General features: G+C 52.5%; 22 protein-coding genes and 1 riboswitch. Of the genes, 16 read left to right on the forward strand and 6 right to left on the reverse strand.

The genetic code is table 11. From position 1 onward, the window contains the following. Positions 1 to 56 precede the first annotated feature (56 nt). The gene (locus ABRZ26_RS01980; RefSeq protein WP_319602570.1) at positions 57 to 401 is read left to right on the forward strand and encodes a RidA family protein; all 345 of its coding nucleotides are present in this window, start codon (positions 57 to 59) and stop codon (positions 399 to 401) included. Positions 402 to 423: 22 nt separating this feature from the next. Here ABRZ26_RS01980 and ABRZ26_RS01985 read toward each other — a convergent pair whose 3' ends face one another. Then, complete coding sequence (locus ABRZ26_RS01985) at positions 424 to 663, reverse strand: YoaH family protein (RefSeq protein ID WP_319602926.1); 240 nt, start codon at positions 661 to 663, stop codon at positions 424 to 426. Between the two features lie 159 nt (positions 664 to 822). On the opposite strand from ABRZ26_RS01985, the gene pabB reads away from it, so the two are divergent. The 5 genes from pabB (at position 823) to ABRZ26_RS02010 (ending at position 5,574) form a co-directional block, all read left to right on the forward strand. Next, complete coding sequence (pabB, locus tag ABRZ26_RS01990) at positions 823 to 2,208, forward strand: aminodeoxychorismate synthase component 1 (RefSeq protein WP_319602571.1); 1,386 nt, start codon at positions 823 to 825, stop codon at positions 2,206 to 2,208. A 27-nt stretch (positions 2,209 to 2,235) separates the two neighbouring features. Then, positions 2,236 to 2,841: a CoA pyrophosphatase gene (locus tag ABRZ26_RS01995; protein ID WP_319602572.1), complete on the forward strand. Its 606-nt coding sequence runs from the start codon at positions 2,236 to 2,238 to the stop codon at positions 2,839 to 2,841. A gap of 162 nt (positions 2,842 to 3,003) precedes the next feature. After that, positions 3,004 to 4,368: an L-serine ammonia-lyase gene (locus tag ABRZ26_RS02000; RefSeq protein ID WP_319602573.1), complete on the forward strand. Its 1,365-nt coding sequence runs from the start codon at positions 3,004 to 3,006 to the stop codon at positions 4,366 to 4,368. Positions 4,369 to 4,596: 228 nt separating this feature from the next. Beyond that, positions 4,597 to 5,217 carry a LysE family translocator gene (locus tag ABRZ26_RS02005; protein ID WP_319602574.1) on the forward strand — a complete coding sequence of 207 codons (621 nt, stop codon included), beginning with the start codon at positions 4,597 to 4,599 and terminating at the stop codon, positions 5,215 to 5,217. 36 nt (positions 5,218 to 5,253) lie between these two features. Continuing rightward, complete coding sequence (locus ABRZ26_RS02010) at positions 5,254 to 5,574, forward strand: isochorismate lyase (RefSeq protein WP_319602575.1); 321 nt, start codon at positions 5,254 to 5,256, stop codon at positions 5,572 to 5,574. A gap of 98 nt (positions 5,575 to 5,672) precedes the next feature. Here the strand turns inward: ABRZ26_RS02010 and ABRZ26_RS02015 are convergent, their stop codons facing one another. Beyond that, positions 5,673 to 7,223, reverse strand: a complete 1,551-nt coding sequence (locus ABRZ26_RS02015; protein ID WP_319602576.1) for a TerC family protein — start codon at positions 7,221 to 7,223, stop codon at positions 5,673 to 5,675. Between the two features lie 588 nt (positions 7,224 to 7,811). On the opposite strand from ABRZ26_RS02015, the gene manX reads away from it, so the two are divergent. From manX to mntP, 5 genes are all read left to right on the forward strand, one after another. Further along, positions 7,812 to 8,771 (forward strand): PTS mannose transporter subunit IIAB, encoded by a 960-nt coding sequence (gene manX / locus ABRZ26_RS02020; RefSeq protein WP_319602577.1) that lies wholly within the window; start codon positions 7,812 to 7,814, stop codon positions 8,769 to 8,771. Between the two features lie 189 nt (positions 8,772 to 8,960). Continuing rightward, positions 8,961 to 9,758 carry a PTS mannose/fructose/sorbose transporter subunit IIC gene (locus ABRZ26_RS02025; RefSeq protein ID WP_319602578.1) on the forward strand — a complete coding sequence of 266 codons (798 nt, stop codon included), beginning with the start codon at positions 8,961 to 8,963 and terminating at the stop codon, positions 9,756 to 9,758. Positions 9,759 to 9,772: 14 nt separating this feature from the next. After that, a complete protein-coding gene (locus ABRZ26_RS02030; protein ID WP_319602579.1) occupies positions 9,773 to 10,615 on the forward strand; it encodes a PTS mannose transporter subunit IID in 843 nt (280 codons plus the stop codon). A gap of 112 nt (positions 10,616 to 10,727) precedes the next feature. Next, a complete protein-coding gene (locus ABRZ26_RS02035) occupies positions 10,728 to 11,186 on the forward strand; it encodes a DUF986 family protein (RefSeq protein ID WP_319602580.1) in 459 nt (152 codons plus the stop codon). 196 nt (positions 11,187 to 11,382) lie between these two features. Further along, a riboswitch (yybP-ykoY riboswitch) is annotated at positions 11,383 to 11,576 on the forward strand. Between the two features lie 10 nt (positions 11,577 to 11,586). Next, positions 11,587 to 12,159 carry a manganese efflux pump MntP gene (mntP, locus tag ABRZ26_RS02040; protein ID WP_319602581.1) on the forward strand — a complete coding sequence of 191 codons (573 nt, stop codon included), beginning with the start codon at positions 11,587 to 11,589 and terminating at the stop codon, positions 12,157 to 12,159. A gap of 90 nt (positions 12,160 to 12,249) precedes the next feature. Here the strand turns inward: mntP and rlmA are convergent, their stop codons facing one another. The 3 genes from rlmA to ABRZ26_RS02055 all read right to left on the reverse strand — a co-directional run bounded on the left by rlmA (position 12,250) and on the right by ABRZ26_RS02055 (position 13,542). Next, on the reverse strand, positions 12,250 to 13,086 hold the full coding sequence (gene rlmA / locus ABRZ26_RS02045) for a 23S rRNA (guanine(745)-N(1))-methyltransferase (protein ID WP_319602927.1): 837 nt from the start codon (positions 13,084 to 13,086) through the stop codon (positions 12,250 to 12,252). A 90-nt stretch (positions 13,087 to 13,176) separates the two neighbouring features. Beyond that, positions 13,177 to 13,386, reverse strand: a complete 210-nt coding sequence (gene cspE, locus ABRZ26_RS02050) for a transcription antiterminator/RNA stability regulator CspE (RefSeq protein WP_048639002.1) — start codon at positions 13,384 to 13,386, stop codon at positions 13,177 to 13,179. Positions 13,387 to 13,425: 39 nt separating this feature from the next. Then, positions 13,426 to 13,542: a DUF2627 domain-containing protein gene (locus ABRZ26_RS02055; RefSeq protein WP_009112961.1), complete on the reverse strand. Its 117-nt coding sequence runs from the start codon at positions 13,540 to 13,542 to the stop codon at positions 13,426 to 13,428. 880 nt (positions 13,543 to 14,422) lie between these two features. On the opposite strand from ABRZ26_RS02055, the gene ABRZ26_RS02060 reads away from it, so the two are divergent. From ABRZ26_RS02060 to ABRZ26_RS02080, 5 genes are all read left to right on the forward strand, one after another. After that, a complete protein-coding gene (locus ABRZ26_RS02060) occupies positions 14,423 to 15,337 on the forward strand; it encodes a metal ABC transporter substrate-binding protein (RefSeq protein ID WP_319602582.1) in 915 nt (304 codons plus the stop codon). Then, the gene (locus tag ABRZ26_RS02065) at positions 15,334 to 16,227 is read left to right on the forward strand and encodes a manganese/iron ABC transporter ATP-binding protein (RefSeq protein ID WP_319602583.1); all 894 of its coding nucleotides are present in this window, start codon (positions 15,334 to 15,336) and stop codon (positions 16,225 to 16,227) included. Before ABRZ26_RS02060 ends, ABRZ26_RS02065 begins: the two co-directional genes overlap by 4 nt. Then, positions 16,227 to 17,090 carry a metal ABC transporter permease gene (locus ABRZ26_RS02070; protein WP_319602584.1) on the forward strand — a complete coding sequence of 288 codons (864 nt, stop codon included), beginning with the start codon at positions 16,227 to 16,229 and terminating at the stop codon, positions 17,088 to 17,090. Before ABRZ26_RS02065 ends, ABRZ26_RS02070 begins: the two co-directional genes overlap by 1 nt. Next, complete coding sequence (locus tag ABRZ26_RS02075) at positions 17,087 to 17,947, forward strand: metal ABC transporter permease (RefSeq protein WP_319602585.1); 861 nt, start codon at positions 17,087 to 17,089, stop codon at positions 17,945 to 17,947. The genes ABRZ26_RS02070 and ABRZ26_RS02075 overlap by 4 nt, the downstream gene beginning before the upstream one ends. Positions 17,948 to 18,179: 232 nt before the next feature. Then, the gene (locus ABRZ26_RS02080) at positions 18,180 to 19,040 is read left to right on the forward strand and encodes a fructosamine kinase family protein (RefSeq protein ID WP_319602586.1); all 861 of its coding nucleotides are present in this window, start codon (positions 18,180 to 18,182) and stop codon (positions 19,038 to 19,040) included. Positions 19,041 to 19,079: 39 nt separating this feature from the next. Here the strand turns inward: ABRZ26_RS02080 and ABRZ26_RS02085 are convergent, their stop codons facing one another. Next, positions 19,080 to 19,631 carry a YniB family protein gene (locus ABRZ26_RS02085; protein WP_319602587.1) on the reverse strand — a complete coding sequence of 184 codons (552 nt, stop codon included), beginning with the start codon at positions 19,629 to 19,631 and terminating at the stop codon, positions 19,080 to 19,082. Between the last annotated feature and the right edge of the window lie 58 nt (positions 19,632 to 19,689).

The following is a 19,689-nucleotide window of genomic DNA, read 5'->3' on the forward strand; positions in this document are numbered from 1 at the left end:
AAAGATTATGTTACGCTTGGCGCTACCATTATCCCAAACTGGAAAGGCCGACACTCATGTCAATCATAAGAATCGAACCCGAAGCCCGCTGGTCCAACGCCGTTATTCATAACAATACGCTGTACCATACCTGCGTCGCGGATAATCTGGATGAAGACGCCCGGGCGCAGACAAAAAACGCGCTGGCGGCACTGGACGATGTGTTACAGCAGGCCGGCACCGATAAAAGCCGCCTGTTGGACGTCACCATTTTTCTGGCTGATGCCGAGGATCTGGCGGCGATGAATGCCGAATGGGACGCCTGGGTGGCGCCGGGCAGCGCGCCCGTACGCTGTACCGTACAGGCCAAATTGATGGATCCGAAATACAAGATTGAACTGAAAGTGATTGCCGCGCTGTAAACACGACAAAAGAAGAGGAGAATTAGCGTTCTTCCTCTTCTTCACCATCATCAAAGGTACGATCCTCGTCGTCATCCATTTCATTGGTTTCTTCATCATCAAACATCGCGGAAACCCTATCACCCTGATGTTCCGCACGAATTTCAGCCGCCACCACGGCAATCGCCTGACCGCTGCTCATTCCCTGCGCCATCAGATCCTGAATACGCTCTACGGCTGCTTGCTGCTGCTCGTGCGTCAACGCGGGCATACCTGCAATCATGATAAACTCCTGCTGGTTGAAACGGCGCGTATCATCGCACGCTACCTTAGGCATACACCAGAACTTCCGGTTTGTGATACGCTCTGCGCCTGAAGAGACCAATCCCAGGCCGGTACGAAAAATAGCCGCCTGTAAAGCATGAGATTATACAAAAAGACGATGCGCCCATCTCCCGTTTATCACCCGCTTCCCTATCAGCCGCAGACGCTGTTGACGCTTTTTGCCGCCTTCTCTCACCAGCCGTGGGCGATGTTATTGCATTCCGGCTTTGCCGATCATCCCCATAATCGTTTTGACATCATGGTGGCCGACCCAAAAGCCACGCTATGCACCCGCGGCGGACAGACGGAAATCATTCAGGGCGACAGCCGACAGCTATCCGACGCCGATCCCTTTTGGCTGTTGCAGCAACAACTCGACAGTCTGGGGATCGCGGCGGACGCACAGCCGGATTACCCCTTTCAGGGCGGCGCGCTCGGGCTGTTCGGCTATGATTTGGGGCGGCGCATTGAAACGCTGCCCGCGCGGGCGGAACGGGATATCAATCTGCCCGACATGGCGGTTGGCCTGTATGACTGGGCGTTAATCGCCGATCATCGGCGCCAGACGTTAACCTTGATCGTACAGGATAATCTTCAGGCGCGTCTGGACTGGCTGGACAATCCCCCCGCTTGCCGGCAGAACACGGATTTCCGGCTTAACGGCTCGTGGCGCGCCAATATGTCGCGCCACGAGTACGGCGACAAGTTTGCAAAAATACAGGATTACCTGCGCGCCGGCGATTGCTATCAGGTCAATCTGGCGCAGCGCTTTGTCGCCGACTATCAAGGCGATGAATGGCAGGCTTTTTTACGTCTGTCGTCCGACAATAAAGCGCCCTTTTCCGCGTTTCTGCGCCTGCCGGAAAACACGGTGATCAGCCTGTCTCCCGAACGTTTTCTGTGGCTGGAAAATCAACGGATCCAGACCCGCCCCATTAAAGGCACATTGCCGCGGCTGGCGGATAAAGACGCGGATGCCCGGCAGGCCGAACGGCTGGCCGACTCGGAGAAAGATCGTTCCGAAAATCTGATGATTGTCGATCTACTGCGTAATGATATCGGCCGGGTTGCGGCGCCCGGCAGCGTTCGCGTACCGGAGCTATTCGTCGTCGAGCCTTTTCCCGCCGTGCATCATCTGGTCAGCACCATCGTGGCCGAACTGCCGCTGCGCTGTCATGCCACCACGCTGCTGCGCGCCTGTTTCCCCGGCGGTTCTATCACCGGCGCGCCGAAAATACGCGCGATGCAGATCATTGAAGAGCTGGAGCCGCAGCGGCGCAATGCCTATTGCGGCAGTATCGGCTATCTGAGCATCTGCGGCACGATGGATACCAACATCACCATCCGCACGCTGTTAACCGAACAGGGGAAAATATACTGCTGGGCCGGCGGCGGCATTGTCGCCGATAGTCAGGAACAGGCGGAATATCAGGAAACCTTTGATAAAATAGATCGTATCCTGCCCGTATTAAGTCGGTCGGATAACCAGCCGCAGCCTCAATAATTCGAGTTAATATTCGTGACGCCTTTAGTGATTGAAACAGATTTGCCGACACCTTGCTCCGCCGCGCCGTTTAATCTGGCGGAGTTTATCACGCGTTTTCAATTACAAACGCTGCGCGCGTCTCCGCCGGCTCGCCAGTCGCGTCAGGCCGCCGTGCTGGTGCCGATTGTCCGTCGCACCGCCCCGACCTTGCTGTTGACCCGCCGTTCGTCCGAACTCAGAAAACATGCCGGGCAGGTCGCCTTTCCCGGCGGCGCCGCGGACTGCGGCGACCGTTCGTTAATCGAAACGGCCTTGCGCGAAGCGCAGGAGGAAGTGGCTATTCCGCCTGAGAACGTCCAGGTGTTGGGCGTATTGCCGCCTATCGACAGCATCAGCGGCTTTCAGGTCACCCCGGTGATCGGCCTGGTTTCCGCCCATACCTGTTTTTATCCGAATGAAAGCGAAGTCGCGGAGTTATTTGAGATGCCGCTGGACGTCGCATTGGCGCTCGATCGCTATCATTCCCTCGATATCGAGCGACAGCGAAAACCGCATCGGGTTTACCTCTCCTGGTACCAGCAGCAGTTTGTCTGGGGGTTGACCGCGTCGATCATCCGTCAGCTCGCGCAGCACGTCGCCAGTCAGCCCTAAACGCCTCGTCATGCCATTCTCGGATAAATTCCATTGCTCACTGGCATAAGTTTATTTCATGCGAAAAAGAAAACTTCACGACATAATTCCACACTACAATAGCGCATTCTGAGCGTTTTATTCTAGCCGTTAGGTATGGCGCGCTTTTAAGGAGTTTTTAGCGTGATAAGCGTTTTCGACATGTTTAAAGTCGGTATTGGCCCCTCCAGCTCTCATACCGTAGGACCGATGAAAGCCGGTAAGCAATTTGTCGATGAGTTGATAAACAAGGATCTTTTAACCCGCATCACGCGTATTGCCGTGGATGTTTACGGTTCTCTGTCGTTGACCGGAAAAGGTCACCATACCGATATTGCCATCGTTATGGGGCTGGCGGGCTATCTGCCGGACAGCGTCGACATTGATGCCATTCCAGGCTTCATCCGTGATGTGGAACAACGTGAGCGCCTGCTGTTGGCCGATGGTCGGCATGAAGTCGATTTCCCTCGTGAAGGCGGCATGGTGTTTCGCAGCGAAAATCTGTCGTTGCACGAAAACGGCATGACGATCACCGCGTTTACCGGCGACGAGGCCGTTTTCCGTAAGACCTATTACTCCATCGGCGGCGGCTTTATCGTTGACGAAGAAAACTTCGGTAAAAGCGTATTATCCGACGTCTCTGTGCCGTATGACTTTAATTCAGCGAAAGAGATGCTGGCGCACTGCAAACAAAGCGGTCTCTCTCTGTCCGGCATGGTGATGCGCAACGAACTGGCGGTACACAGCCGTCAGGATATCGACGATTATTTCTCGCATATCTGGCACACCATGCGCGCCTGTATCGACCGCGGCGTCAACACCGAAGGCGTGCTACCCGGCCCGCTGCGCGTTCCCCGTCGCGCCTCCGCGCTTCGCCGCATGCTGGTGGCGTCCGATAAACTGTCGAATGACCCGATGAATGTCATTGACTGGGTCAACATGTTCGCCCTGGCCGTGAATGAGGAAAATGCGGCCGGCGGACGCGTCGTCACCGCGCCGACGAACGGCGCCTGCGGCATCGTGCCTGCCGTGCTCGCCTATTACGACCATTTTATCGAGCCGATTGAGCCGAACATCTATATCCGTTATTTTCTTGCCGCCGGCGCCGTCGGCATCCTCTACAAAATGAACGCCTCTATCTCCGGCGCCGAAGTGGGCTGTCAGGGTGAAGTCGGCGTCGCCTGTTCAATGGCGGCGGCCGGACTGGCGGAACTGATGGGCGCCAGCCCGGAGCAGGTCTGCGTGGCGGCCGAAATCGGTATGGAGCACAATCTCGGCTTAACCTGCGATCCGGTTGCCGGTCAGGTGCAGGTACCCTGCATCGAGCGCAACGCCATCGCCGCGGTGAAAGCCATTAACGCCGCGCGCATGGCGATGCGCCGCACCAGCGAGCCACGCGTCTCCCTGGACAAGGTGATTGAAACCATGTACGAAACCGGCAAAGACATGAACGCCAAATATCGCGAAACCTCGCGCGGCGGACTGGCGATTAAGGTGCAGTGCGACTAGCGCCCTCTTCGCCATAATCGGCGGGCGGGCGACGCCCGCCGATCCGATATCTCGCAGCGAATCGTTCCGCTTCATCCTCGATCCCCCATACTTCACCCCCCTTTTGTCAAGGCGTAACAGAACAGAGATTGCAATAAATACATACAATTGGCGATCTCTTGCCGCTTGTTAACATCAGATGAAGGGCGCACACTTGTACTAGTTAACTGGATCAACAGAGGAGTGGTAATGTCAAATATCCTAATCGTCTACGGCATGGCATCGCTGGCCGTCACCGTCATCCCCGGCCCGACCACGCTGTTAGCGTTAACCAACGGGGCGACAAAAAATATCAACGTGATTTCTTGCGGGATTCTGGGCGCGGCCTTATCCGATTTTATTCTGATTGGCCTGGTAGCCATTGGCTTGGGATCATTGATGATCGCCTCCGAAACCCTCTTTTTGCTGGTTAAATGGATTGGCGTCGGTTATTTATTCTGGCTCTCGTTACAACTTTGGCAGGCAAAACCCTCTGCTTTGCTGATCACTTCGTCTGCCGATCGCGCTGCGCATTCGGCCAATCGCGCTTTTATGCGCAGCCTGCTGGTCGCCCTATCAAACCCCAAAGGTTTGCTGTTTTTTTCTGCTTTTCTGCCGCAGTTTATTATGGTGAATGAACCTCAATTACTTCAGTACGTGGCTTTTGCCTGCATTACGGTAGCCATTGATATCGCCATCATGGCGGGATACGCCTTTGGCGGTATGCAAGCCGCCCGTGCCTTTACCGCTGTTGGATTGAGAAGACTTAATCGCACCTGCGCCGCCATAATGACATTTCTGGCCGGGGGATTGGCGATCTATCGCAGATAGCGGCAAGCAGTCCGCCCACAATAAAAAGGAGTGGTAATGGGATACAAACAAAAGAATGCGCCGGAAAACTGCGCGGACATGAATGAAATAAGAGCGGAAATCGATGCGCTGGACCAGGAAGTGATCGCCCTGCTTGCACAGCGTTTTGAGTATGTTAAGTCCGCCGCGAAATTCAAGAAGAATCCCGATCAGGTGCAGGCTAAAGCCCGCTTTGAGAGTATGCTCGCGCAGCGTCGGATCTGGGCGGAACATGCCGGGCTGAGCCCGGCGGTGATAGAAAAGCTGTTCCGCGATCTGGTGACCTGGTTTATTGCGCAGGAAATGGCGCACTGGTCGCAATCGCAAGACGCATCTTGACGAAAAATCGCCGCCAACGTTATACGGCTTGCTCCATCCGGAGCAAGCCGTATTGTTCTGCCGCGCAACCGCCTCGCCAACAGGCGGCAAAACCGCAATTACTCGTCGTCGGCTTCAATCGGCTCGGCGATTTTCTCCACGCGCACCAATTCGATCCGGTATTCCGAGACCGCCATAATCTCGAAACGCAGTTGATGAACCTCGATGACATCCCCGACGTTGGGAAACTCGTCGCTGTGCGACAGCAACATCCCCGCCAGCGACGAGTAATCCTCTTTCGGACTGACCAGATCGCTGCTGTCGAGCACCTGCTGTAAAGAGTGCAGATCCGTACCGCCTTTTACCAGCCAGCCATCGCCATCGGCGACAATTTCCAGCGTTTCATCTTCATCCGGGAACTCGCCGGCAATGGCTTCCAGCACATCCAGCGGCGTGACCAGCCCCTGCACCACGCCGAACTCGTTGGTAACCATCACCAGTCCGCCTTTGGCGCGCCGCAGCACCGGCAACAGGTTAATCACATCCAGCGTTTCCGGCACCACAATCGGTTGATTGGCCGCCGCGAAACTCTCCACATCGGTATGCTCTTCCAGCGCGACCAGCAAGTCCTTGGCGCGCACCACGCCGATTAACTCATCCAGCGAGCCGCGGCATACCGGGAACAAACTGTGAGGCGTATCCAGCAACTGGATGCGGATCTCTTCGACCGAGCGCTCGCTGTCAACCCAGGAAATTTCAGTGCGGGGGGTCATCACGCTGCGCAAAGAGCGCGACGCCAGCGTCAGAACGCCGCTGATCATATAGCGCTCTTCTTCGGCAAAGGTTTCGGACATGACTTTTTGCGGTTCGTCGTCCTCATCGCGGTTCGTCTTTCTGGCGCCCATCAGTCGCAAAATCGCCTCGGCGGTACGCTCGCGCAGAGGCCGTCTTGACTGATGCTTCATAAAGTTATGTCGGGCAATCTGATTAAACAGCTCGATCAGAATCGAGAAGCCAATCGCCGCATACAGATAACCTTTTGGAATATGGAAGCCGAAACCTTCCGCCACCAAACTTAAACCGATCATCAGCAGGAAGCTGAGGCACAGCACCACCACGGTGGGATGCGCATTGACAAAATTGGTCAATGGTTTGGATGCCAACAGCATCACGCCCATCGCGATAATCACCGCGGTCATCATCACGCCAAGATGGTTCACCATCCCCACGGCGGTAATCACCGCATCCAGCGAGAATACCGCATCCAGCACGACAATCTGGGCGACGACGGCCCAAAAACTGGCGTGCGCGCGGTTGCCATGCTCATCATGCGATTTATTCTCTAACCGTTCATGCAATTCCATGGTGGCTTTAAACAGCAAAAACAGCCCCCCCGCCAGCAGAATCAGGTCGCGGCCGGAGAAACTGAACTCGCCCACGTGAAACAGCGGACGCGTCAGCGTGACCATCCAGGAAATCAGCGACAACAGCCCCAAACGCATTAACAGGGCCAGCGATAAACCGATAATACGGGCTTTATCTCGCTGCTTGGGCGGCAATTTATCGGCAAGAATGGCGATAAACACCAAATTGTCGATGCCCAGAACAATTTCAAGTACTACCAGCGTCAATAGGCCTGCCCAGATTGAAGGATCTAGCAAAAATTCCATGTCAGACTCCGAAAAATGAACGAGCAAATGACTTCAATGCGCTCATGGCATTGAATGGTAACGAAAAGAGTAGGTATGAATCAGAATGACTCTGAAGGTGGTCGGAATGACCAACCGGGTACAGAAAACCACCAGCGTTAGCAGGTACACAGAGAACGTTTTGTCGGTGACAGTCCATGGGAAGGGCTAAGGCCCGATGCTCCTAAGTAATTTAACAGAAGATTACTCTAACAGCTTGATCCCGATTTTCACAAAGAATTTCTTGCCCTGCAATTATCCAAAAACGCGTAACATTTTTGTTATTTATTCCACATTTTCATAACAGCGCAAATTTTACGCGAGTGCCATCACACTATTTATTTTTTCGCTGAGTAAAATAAATCCGGCAATCCGTTAATTTATGGTTAACAGACAGGTCGTGAATTCATTAAACAGTATGAATTCATTGTGAATTTTCACCTATTGGACAAGCAGGTAAAATTTTTTCAGCCACACCAGATTGTAACGGCTAACGTTAATAGAGGAACGTTAACCCGCTATTCCGACACATTACACACTATTTGAACGTGAATAATGAGGAGGTAACAAGTGAGTATTGCGATAATGCTATGCACTCACGGTACCACCGCAGGGCCGCTGCTTAAAACAGCCGAAATGATTCTGGGTGAACAGCATAACGTCGCCTGGATAGATTTCGTACCCGGTGAGAATGCTGAAACGTTAATAGAAAAATATCAGGAGAAGCTATCCCAATTAGATACTTCGCTTGGCGTCCTTTTTTTAGTCGATACCTGGGGCGGCAGCCCGTTTAACGCCGCCAGCCGCATGGTCACGGATAAGGAGAACTATGAAGTCATTGCCGGGGTCAATATCCCCATGCTGGCGGAAACGTTTATGGCGCGCGACGACAATCCGGCCTTTGCCGATCTGGTTTCCATCGCCCTTGAAGCCGGTCGGGACGGCGTAAAAGCCCTGAAGACGCAAGAGCGACAGAAAACCGCCCTCTCCCCGCCTCCCAAAGCCCCTGCCGCAGCGCCCGCCGCCGGTTCCGGCGAACATATGAAGATCGGACTGGCACGTATTGACGATCGTCTGATTCATGGACAGGTCGCCACCCGCTGGACAAAAGAAACCAATGTAAACCGCATTATTGTCGTCAGCGACGACGTCGCCGCCGACAACGTGCGCAAAACGCTGCTGACGCAGGTCGCGCCGCCGGGGGTTACCGCGCATGTGGTCGACGTGGCGAAAGCAATCCGTGTTTATAACAATCCTAAATACGCGTCCGATCGGGTCATGCTGTTATTTACCAATCCGACCGACGTGCTCGCGCTGGTGGAAAATGGCGTAAAAATAACCTCGGTCAATATCGGCGGCATGGCGTTCCGGCAAGGGAAAACGCAGGTAAATAATGCGGTTTCTATTGATGAAAAGGATATCGCCGCATTTAAAGAGCTGGACAAACGCGGAATTGAATTGGAAGTCAGAAAAGTTTCAAGCGATAGCAAACTCAAAATGATGGACTTAATCAATAAGATGGCCCGTTAGCGCCTTAAATAACGCTATGTAACGATTTATTTTATACCCAATAGATTTCAAGGCGCAGGCAGGCGGCAATCGAGTGAGGCCCCAAGAGCTTACTCATGTAAGTGACGGAGGTAAACGAGAGCGGCCAACGCATCTGCAACTTGAAAGATGAAGGGGATACTCAGAAACGTTTTTCATAGGAGAAGTACAATGGAGATTACCACGCTTCAAATTGTGCTGATATTCATCATATCTTGTGTTTCTGGGATGGGATCGATTCTTGATGAATTTCAGTTCCATCGTCCGCTTGTCGCCTGTACGCTCATCGGAGCGGTACTGGGCGACCTGCAAACCGGGATCATTATCGGCGGTACACTGGAAATGATCGCGCTCGGCTGGATGAACATTGGCGCGGCGGTAGCGCCCGATGCGGCGCTGGCTTCCATTATTTCAACCATTCTGGTTATTGCCGGCGGGCAGAGCGTCGGGGCGGGGATTGCGCTGGCGATCCCGTTGGCGGCGGCAGGCCAGGTACTGACGATAATTGTCCGCACCATTACCGTCGCCTTCCAACACGCGGCCGACAGCGCGGCGGAACGCGGCAACCTGAGCGCTATCAGTTGGCTTCACGTCTCGGCGCTGCTCCTTCAGGCCATGCGTATCGCCATCCCTGCCGTTATCGTCGCGATTTCCGTCGGTACCGATGCCGTGCATGCCATGTTGGGTTCAATTCCGGATGTCGTCACCAATGGTCTGAATATCGCCGGGGGCATGATTGTGGTGGTTGGTTATGCCATGGTCATTAATATGATGCGCGCCGGTTATCTGATGCCTTTCTTCTATCTCGGTTTCGTTACCGCCGCATTCACCGATTTCAACCTGGTCGCGCTGGGCGTGATCGGCGTTGTTATGGCCGTGCTGTATATCCAGCTCAACCCGAAATACAACAAGGCGCAGGGTCAACCTGCGGCGGCGGGCGGCAACGATCTTGATAATGAACTGGACTAACAGGAGTGAGAGAAATGGTTGAATCAACGAATGTCAAGAAACTCACTGCCGGCGATATCCGCGGTGTGTTTATTCGCTCCAATCTTTTCCAGGGGTCCTGGAACTTTGAACGTATGCAGGCGCTCGGTTTCTGTTTTTCCATGGTGCCGGTGATCCGCCGCCTTTACCCTGAAAACTCGGAAGAACGTAAACAGGCGATTAAACGCCATCTGGAATTTTTCAATACCCAGCCATTCGTCGCCGCTCCGATTCTGGGGGTAACGATGGCGATGGAAGAGCAACGCGCGAACGGCGCACCGATTGACGATGGCGCGATCAACGGGCTGAAAGTCGGTCTGATGGGGCCGTTGGCCGGGGTCGGCGACCCAATATTCTGGGGTACCGCACGTCCGGTATTCGCCGCTTTGGGCGCAGGGATCGCCATGAGCGGCAGCCTGTTGGGACCCGTTCTTTTCTTTGTGCTATTCAACCTGGTCCGACTGCTGGTTCGCTACTATGGCGTGGCCTATGGTTACCGTAAAGGCGTGGATATCGTGGGCGATATGGGCGGTGGTCTCCTACAGAAGATGACGGAGGGGGCATCCATTCTCGGCCTGTTTGTCATGGGGGCGCTGGTTAATAAATGGACGCACGTCAACGTCCCGCTGGTCGTTTCAAGGATAACCAACCAAAACGGAGAAACCACGGTCACCACGGTTCAGTCTATTCTGGACCAATTGATGCCCGGTTTGATCCCCCTGCTGCTCACATTCGGCTGTATGTGGCTACTGAGACGCAAGGTGAATGCTCTGTGGCTCATCATGGGATTCTTTGCCATCGGTATCTTTGGCTATTGGATCGGCCTGCTGGGTCTGTAGTCGGTTAATCTGCCGGGGGCCTTGCCGCCGGCAGACTTCGAGGTGAAATATCCTTCAACGCGGGAAACCTCAGCGTGATAACACGCCCCGCTTCCCTTACATGGAGTTATCTATGACGGTTACGGATACCGCCCTGATTGTCTTGCTTGCATTGGCGCTGATTTACGCTATCTATGACGAACTCATCATGGATCGCTTAAAGGGAGAAACCCGGCTACGCGTGTTGCTAAAACGCGTGAATCGACTGGATGCGCTTATATTCATTGGCTTAGTCGTTATCCTTATTTATCGTAATATCATGAATAACGGTCCGGTAATAACCACATCGCTTTTGCTTTTTCTGGCATTTATGGCGATCTATCTTGCCTATATTCGGCGACCCAAATTGTTGTTTAAATCAACAGGTTTCTTTTACGCCAATATATTTATCTTGTATAACCGCATTAAGCATATGAATTTATCCGAGGACGGCATTCTGGTCATTGACTTAGAAAAACGTCGATTATTAATCCAGGTAAACCAGCTTGACGATCTTGAGAAGATATATAAATTTATGATTGAAAATCAATGATATACAATTAAAATACTATAAATTTAAAATATTATTAAACATTCCATTAACTTATTAAAGGTCTTTTATCCCTATCAATCTCGCCATTATTTTAAGCGACGACTATCACCTGACTTTAAATGAAAATAATTATCAATCGCATTGTTAACACATATGTTTTTTATTGTTGTTTACCGCATAAATAATATGTTAAGGTTGCGCCGTCATTGGGGAGTAGCCGGTTTCTGAAAATTAATTCAGAAATGTTCGTATCAACATACTCGTTTTATATCCTCGTCAGGATAATTTAAAACGTGGTGCGGACGGCCGATGGGCAGGCGAGACCATAGACACGATGATCATCATGAGGTTGGGGATGATCGCCGTGGATATGGAGAAGCACCCAGCCGAGGCTACTTACATGAACTTATCAGCGACCCTCATCCTTGCTTTTGGCATGTCTATGGATGCCTTCGCCGCGTCTATCGGTAAAGGCGCGGTATTGCACAAACCTAAATTTCGCGACGCCATTCGTACCGGTCTCATTTTCGGCATCATTGAAGCTATCACGCCGCTAATCGGCTGGACGCTTGGTTTTTTCGCCAGTCGCTTCATCCTTGAGTGGGATCACTGGGTGGCATTCACCCTGCTGTTGATTCTCGGCGGGCGCATGATTATGAATGGTTTCCAGGCCTCGCATGGCGATGAATGCGGACAAATCAAGAAACATAGTCTGCCCGTTCTGGTGTTTACCGCTATCGCAACCAGTCTGGATGCCATGGCGATTGGCGTGGGGCTGGCGTTTTTACAGGTTAATATTTTTCACACCGCGATGGCGATCGGTTGCGCCACCATGATCATGGTGACGCTGGGAATGCTGATCGGGCGCTATATCGGCCCTCTGCTGGGTAAAAAAGCGGAGATTTTCGGCGGTCTCGTGCTCATTGGTATTGGCTGCAATATTCTTTATGAACACCTCGGTTATGTCGCCTGAAACGCCACGATAACCCCTCATCAGATATGATGCGGCAGGACTCCACGCTCTGCCGCATCAAATCATTTTCCCGCAGAGTGAATATAGCCGCTACTCGCCGGCGTCATCATCCGCAACACGCTGGTGAAATCGAATAATAAAATCGGTCTCGCAGCTAAATTGCGCGGTTTGCTGCAATTTTTGCCTCACATCCGGCGTCGCCCGCCAGGCGAACGGCGTCATCTGCAACAGCGCTGCGCCCTCCGCCCCCGACAGTTGCATCGGGTATGCCAGCGTTTGTTGATCAAACAGATGAAAACCAGGCAGCGTTTCATCCCTGATGGGATGCAACTGCACCTGATCATAGACCTCGGCTTTCAGTTGATAAAGATGTCGTGGTCCCGGCGATACGGTAATAACCCAGCCGCCCGCTTTGACCGTACGCTGCAATTCGGCATCATTGCATGGCGCATAAATTTTTAATATAGCATCCAGCGATCGATGGTTAAACGGCAGCCGCTGACTTGATGCGACGCAAAAGTCGACGTCACGATAACGTTTCGCCGCGCGCTGTATCGCGGCTTTTGAAACATCCAATCCATAGACGGCGATCGCCGCCCGACGTTGCTTAAGGCAATCGGCCAGAGCCGCCGTGTAATATCCCTCTCCGCAGCCGATATCCAGCAAGGCCTCGGCGTTATCCGGTAATATCTCGTTAATGCGTCGTGTGACATATTCACGCAACGGCTGGTAGTGTCCGGCATCCAGAAACATCCTGCGCGCCTGCATCATTTCAGCGCTGTCGCCCGGCTGCCTGGAGCGTTTAAACTGCACCGGCAATAAATTCACATAGCCTTCTTTCGCGCAATCGAAGCTATGACTGCCGCATGACCATTGCTGTTTTATTCGATGTAAAGGTTGCTGACACAGCGGACATTGATAAGCTATCAGCATGTTTTCCTGCTTAAAAAATATTCTTCATAAAAAACAGACAACAAAAAACCCGCACCATGGCGGGTTTTGCAACGTAAGCGATGATTACAGCGCGGTAACGTTGACTGCAGATGGACCTTTCTGACCATCTTGGATTTCGAATTCTACGCTCTGGCCTTCAGCCAGGGTTTTGAAACCGTTGCCTTGAATTGCAGAGAAGTGTACGAATACATCTTTGCTACCGTCAGCAGGAGTGATGAAACCGAAGCCTTTAGACTCATTGAACCACTTAACCTGACCTTTAATCTTTGCCATTTCAGATATTTCCTTTAATTGTTTAAACCGCCAGAGGCGTTATACAGACAAACCAAAGTCGTTACTGCTTGAGGCACTAAGATAAGGATCGGCAGAGAAGTGGTATTCAACGCTAACGTTTGTACTCAAGTCTTCTTTACTGAAAATGCCATTCATATACAGAACTGTACCTCGTTTTACCTAATTGCGTTATTACACACTCTGTAGTCGATGGCAAGCCATTTTTTACCAGTCATCGACATGCCGCACAGATTGAGTCTTTTAATGAGCCAATAAATGCTCAGCAACGCACTAAATCACTATAAATGATAGGATTAAATTATTTCAGCAGCAAACCCCACCAGCAATTTCTCACTATAATGAACACTGTCTGCAATACAATTGCAACCATTACCCGCCCCTCTCATCATAGGAAAATTAGATAAGCTTATGATCAATCATTGAATTATATTGGGGTAAGAGAAGCTTCTGGAGGTAATGCATTGATTATTATGCAAGTTATCACCTCCACACCGGCAGGGCTTCCGATAAGGATTAGAACAAAAAGCGAGCAATCCTGTTCCGACTTACTTGCACCAGTTAATTACCCACCAGCATAATGATAAACAACGGAACGAGAAGTATCAGTAAAAGCCAACTGGCCAGTTTCCAACGTCTTTCTGATTTGGTACTCATATCGTTATGTTCCTTGCAGAAATAAGACCTATGCTTAAACCCCATTCATAATGGTATATCGGCAGACTCCAGCCTTTTTTTAGCCCATCTCTCATCTGTCGAATAATCTCTTTTTATTCCATATTAACAGTGCGAATATTGCCTGTTAGCGTTAGACTTACGTTGCAAGGTTGATTTTGTTTCATTAAATTAGATTAAATTTTTTGTTACCAGAGGAGCATTGTGGACCGTTTACTCCTGCCAATACAGCCAATTACCCGCCCGGTCGTCCGACGCGCCATAACGAGTCATCTGTCTCTTGACTTAAATGATATTGATAATTATTCTCATAAAACAAATCACTGCCTGTAAGGATATTTACATGAAACTTTCTCCGGCTCTGTTACCTCGTTTTTTGCAGCGAATCGTCTTGCCTTGCGCCCTGCTCTTCGCCTCCGTTTCCGGCGTTCAAGCGGCGGAAAAACTTAAAGTGGTCACCACATTTACCATTATTCAGGATATTGCGCAGAATATTGCCGGGGATGCGGCTACCGTAGAGTCCATCACCAAGCCAGGGGCGGAAATTCATGATTATCAACCCACGCCAGGCGACATCGTCAAGGCCCAGTCGGCCCAGTTGATACTGTGGAACGGTATGAATCTGGAGCGTTGGTTTGAACGTTTCTTTGAAAACGTCAAAGACGTCCCGGCGGTCGTGGTGACGGAAGGTATTGAACCACTCTCGATCCGCGGGGGCAGCTATAATGGGAATCCCAATCCCCACGCCTGGATGTCGCCGTCCAATGCGCTGATCTATATTGAAAATATTCGAGCAGGCCTGGTTAAATACGACCCCGCCAATGCGGAAACCTATAACCGCAACGCCAAAGCCTATGCCGAGAAGGTGAAAGCGATCGATGCGCCGTTAAGAGAAAGGTTATCGCGCATTCCCGAACAGCAGCGCTGGCTGGTGACCAGCGAAGGCGCGTTCAGCTATCTGACGAAAGACTATCAGTTCAAAGAAGTCTACCTCTGGCCAATCAACGCGGATGAGCAGGGTTCTCCTCAACAGGTGCGTAATGTGATTGACACCGTGCGCGCGGAAAAAATCCCGGTGGTATTCAGTGAAAGCACCATCTCGGATAAACCAGCAAAACAGGTGAGTAAAGAGACCGGCGCGAAATATGGCGGCGTACTCTATGTGGATTCTCTGTCGAACGAAAATGGCCCGGTTCCAACCTACATCGACCTGCTAAAAGTTACGGTCGAAACCATCGCCAAAGGATTTGATCAATGAGCAGTGATACGACGGCAACGCAATCATTAGAAGTCAATGATGTCTCCGTCATCTACAGCAACGGACATCAGGCGATACGGCATGCCTCATTCTCATTGAATGGCGGCACGATCTGCGCGCTGGTGGGGATTAACGGCAGCGGGAAATCAACCCTGTTCAAAAGCATTATGGGGTTGGTGAAACCCACGTCCGGTCAGGTGTTGCTGAATAAGAAACCCATTGTCCAGGCGTTGAAACAGAATCTGGTGGCCTACGTTCCGCAAACCGAAGATGTGGACTGGAATTTTCCAGTCCTGGTTTCCGATGTGGTGATGATGGGACGATACGGCAAGATGAATTTCCTGCGTATTCCCAGTCAACAGGATCGCAGCATTGTCGCTGACGCGTTAGAGCGCGTCGGCCTTTCGGCGCTACATCAACGCCAGATAGGCGAACTGTCCGGCGGACAGAAAAAACGGGTTTTCCTCGCGCGTGCGCTGGCTCAGCAAGGCAGCGTATTGCTGCTGGATGAACCCTTTACCGGCGTCGACGTGAAAACTGAAAATGCGATTATCGACCTGCTGCGCACATTACGCGACGAAGGTCACCTGATTCTGGTTGCGACGCACAACCTGGGCAGCGTGCCGGAATTTTGTGACAACGTGATTCTGGTGAATGGAACCGTGTTGGCCTCGGGGCCGACGCACAGTACCTTCACCCAGAGCAACCTTGAAAAAACCTTTGGCGGCGTATTGCGCCACATCAACCTCGGCGGGCCGCATCTGCACGACGACGACGACGTCAGGACGGTGACCGTACTGACCGACGACGAGCGCCCCGCCGTGTTCTATGGCTCCACCAAGAGCGATCCTCCCGCCGTCCGCAGTCCGCTGGAGGAGAAAAAAAGCTGATGATCGACATCTTATTGCAACCCTTCGGCTATAACTACATGGTCAACGCTATCTGGGTCAGCGCGATTGTCGGCGGCGTCTGCGCATTTCTTTCCGCCTATCTGATGTTGAAAGGCTGGTCGTTAATGGGCGATGCGTTGTCGCACTCGGTGGTGCCCGGCGTGGCGGGCGCCTATGCCCTGGGACTACCGTATGCGGCCGGCGCTTTTTTCACCGGTATGCTGGCGGCGCTGGCGATGACGCTGCTGCGTCATATCACCCGACTGCGTGAAGATGCGGTGATTGGCTTTATCTTTTCAACTTTTTTCGCCGTCGGCCTGCTGATTATCTCGCTTAATCCCACCTCCGTTAACGTACAGTCAATTATCTTCGGCAACATTCTGGGGATAGCCGAGGAAGATATTATTCAGGTTGAGATCATTATCGGCATCACCTTTGTGATTCTTTGTCTGTTATGGAAAGACCTGCTGGCGGTGTTCTTTGATGAAAACCACGCCAGTTCTATCGGCCTTTCGCCGCTGAAGCTGAAGATTCTTTTCTTTACCTTGCTCAGCGCCTGTACCGTGGCGGCATTGCAAACCGTCGGTGCCATTCTGGTTATCGCGATGGTCATCACCCCCGGCGCAACGGCTTACCTGCTCACCGATCGCTTCAGCCGGCTGGTGTTGATTTCCATCGCGCTTGGCGCGTTGACCAGCGCTATCGGCGCTTACCTGAGCTTTTTCCTCGACGGCGCCACCGGCGGCGTTATTGTGACGCTGCAAACGGTCATCTTCCTGCTGGCATTTCTGTTCGCGCCCAAACACGGCCTGTTGGCCTCGCGTCGCTTACGTCGACGCGTTCAAACGGAGGACGCGCGATGAGCATGATCCTGAGCTGGATAGTCGACCCGTTATCCTACCCGTTTATGCAACGCGCGCTGGTGGCGGCCATTGTGACCGGCGCGGTCTGTGCGGTGCTGTCCTGTTATCTGGTGCTGAAAGGCTGGTCGCTGATGGGCGATGCGATTTCTCACGCCGTCTTACCGGGGATTGTGGTGGCCTTTCTGCTGGGGATCCCGCTGGTTATCGGCGCCTTTGTCTCCGGCATATTCTGTGCGGTCGCCACCGGATACGTGAAAGAGCATAGCCGGGTCAAGGAAGATACCGTGATGGGGATTATTTTTTCCGGCATGTTCGCGTTTGGCCTGGTGCTGTTCGCGCGTATCGATACCGATCAACATCTGAATCATATTCTCTTCGGCAACGTGCTGGGCATCACCGCCCAGGAACTGACGCAAATACTGCTGATCGCCTTCGTCACGCTGTTGGTGATCCTGCTGAAACGGCGCGATTTCATGCTCTATTGCTTTGATCCCAATCACGCCCGCGTTATCGGCCTGCCGGTGAAACTGCTGCACTATGGACTGCTCTGCCTGCTGGCGTTGACTATCGTCGCCTCGTTGCAGGCCGTCGGCGTTATTCTGGTCATCGCCATGCTGATCGCGCCGGGTATCATCGCGTTTATGGTGTGTAAGAACTTTGACCGTATGCTGGTGGTGGCCACGCTGGTTTCGGTGGTGTCCTGTATCGCCGGTACGATAATCAGCTTCTATATCGACGGCGCGACCGGCCCCTGTATCGTCATCATACAGGCGCTGTTCTTCACGATTGCGCTGAGTTATCACCAGTTGAAACAGTACCGCCGCACCGCCGCCCAGATTTCGACCAACCTGTCATAATCACGCGAAACCGGCGGCGGACGCCGCCGGTTTATCTTACACAGCGCCAGCGCGTTTACGCTCAATCATGGCTATACTTCTTTGCTGTAAGTTTCGCATTCTCGTCATCACCAATCATCATCACTGTGCTACAGGTTCAGTTTTTATAAAGTTCAATCAATTACCGTAACAGTGTACACCCGACTGCTGTCAGATGACGGGCGTCAGGCAACATCAACGGGAGGATGGTCTTATGTGGCAAGCTGTCAGCCGGCTTTTAGAAGAGCATCTCGGCGCTGCTGAAATTGAGGAACGCCGAGAACTGCCAGGTGGCGAGATCCACCCGGCCTGGTATATCCGTTATGGCGACCATGACGTGTTCGTGAAATGCGATGAGCGTGAAATGCTGCCCAAATTTACCGCGGAAGCCGATCAGCTCGCCCTGCTGGCCCGCAGTAATACCGTCAGCGTGCCTGAGGTGTATGGCGTCGGCAGTTCCCGCGATCACAGTTTCCTGCTGCTGGCGTATCTGCCGGTAAAACCGCTCGACGCCCACAACGCCTGGTGTCTTGGCGAACAGCTGGCGCGCCTGCATCAATGGAGCGATCAGCCGCAGTTCGGTCTGGACTTTGATAATGACCTGTCGACCACCGTCCAGCCCAACTGCTGGCAGCGCCGCTGGTCTTCTTTTTTCGCCGAGCAGCGTATTGGCTGGCAATTGCAATTGGCGGCGGAAAAAGGCATGCATTTCGGCGACGTCGAAAGCCTGATCATGCGCGCGGAAGCGCGGTTGACCGGACATCAGCCGCAGCCTTCATTGCTGCACGGCGATCTCTGGCCCGACAACTGCGCCAACAGCAGCCATGGCTGCTATCTGTTCGATCCGGCATGTTATTGGGGGGACCGCGAGTGCGACCTGGCGATGCTGCCGTTATACCCGACGCTTCCGCCCCAGATTTACGACGGCTATCAGAGCGTCTGGCCGCTGGATAAAGATTTTATCGAACGTCAGCCCATCTACCAGATTTACTACCTGCTTAACCGCGCCAACCTGTTTGGCGGGAAACACATTATTGAAGCCCAGCAGGCGATAGAACAACAGCTTTTCGACTGACGACGGTTAATCTGGCGCATGACTGCGCCAGGATATCGGCTACTGGACTAATAGTCCCAATAATCGCAGCGCCATATAACCGACGCCCGCAATGATGGCCGGTAAAATATAGAGCGGGAAGAATTGCAGGAAAATGGTGTGATGCGGCACGACGACGCGTGATTCCAGTTTCTCGCGTGAATGGCCTTCGCCGCCCTTCACTTGCTCCAGGATCATCTGATCCTCTATGCCCTCACGAATCGCCTTCACCTGCCGCGACATACGGGCGCCGGAACTCTGTAGCGCCAGGCCGACAAAAATCAGGATATAAATCAGCCAAAACATCAGGCTGGCGGACTTAAACAAGTTCGAAAAATCGGGGACCGGCGAGTTATACCAGAAGATATTCAGAAACGGCGTATTAAAGCGCGTCATATCGACCATCAGATGCACGAAGTCCAGCAGCACGGCATCAATACCTTGTTTTTTCTGAGTAAAAGCATACAGATAGTTGGCAAATGAAATGATGGTGGACAGCAATGCCGGAATAAAAATTATCCATCCCGCGATCCGTTTAATCACGGCTATGCGGCCAGCCTGTTGATACGTCATGAGTTCCCCTTCTGAACGACGCTATTTTTATCACAAACAGTATATACCCTAAACAATT

The organism is Brenneria sp. L4-2C (assembly GCF_040240335.1).
GTDB lineage: Bacteria > Pseudomonadota > Gammaproteobacteria > Enterobacterales > Enterobacteriaceae > Brenneria.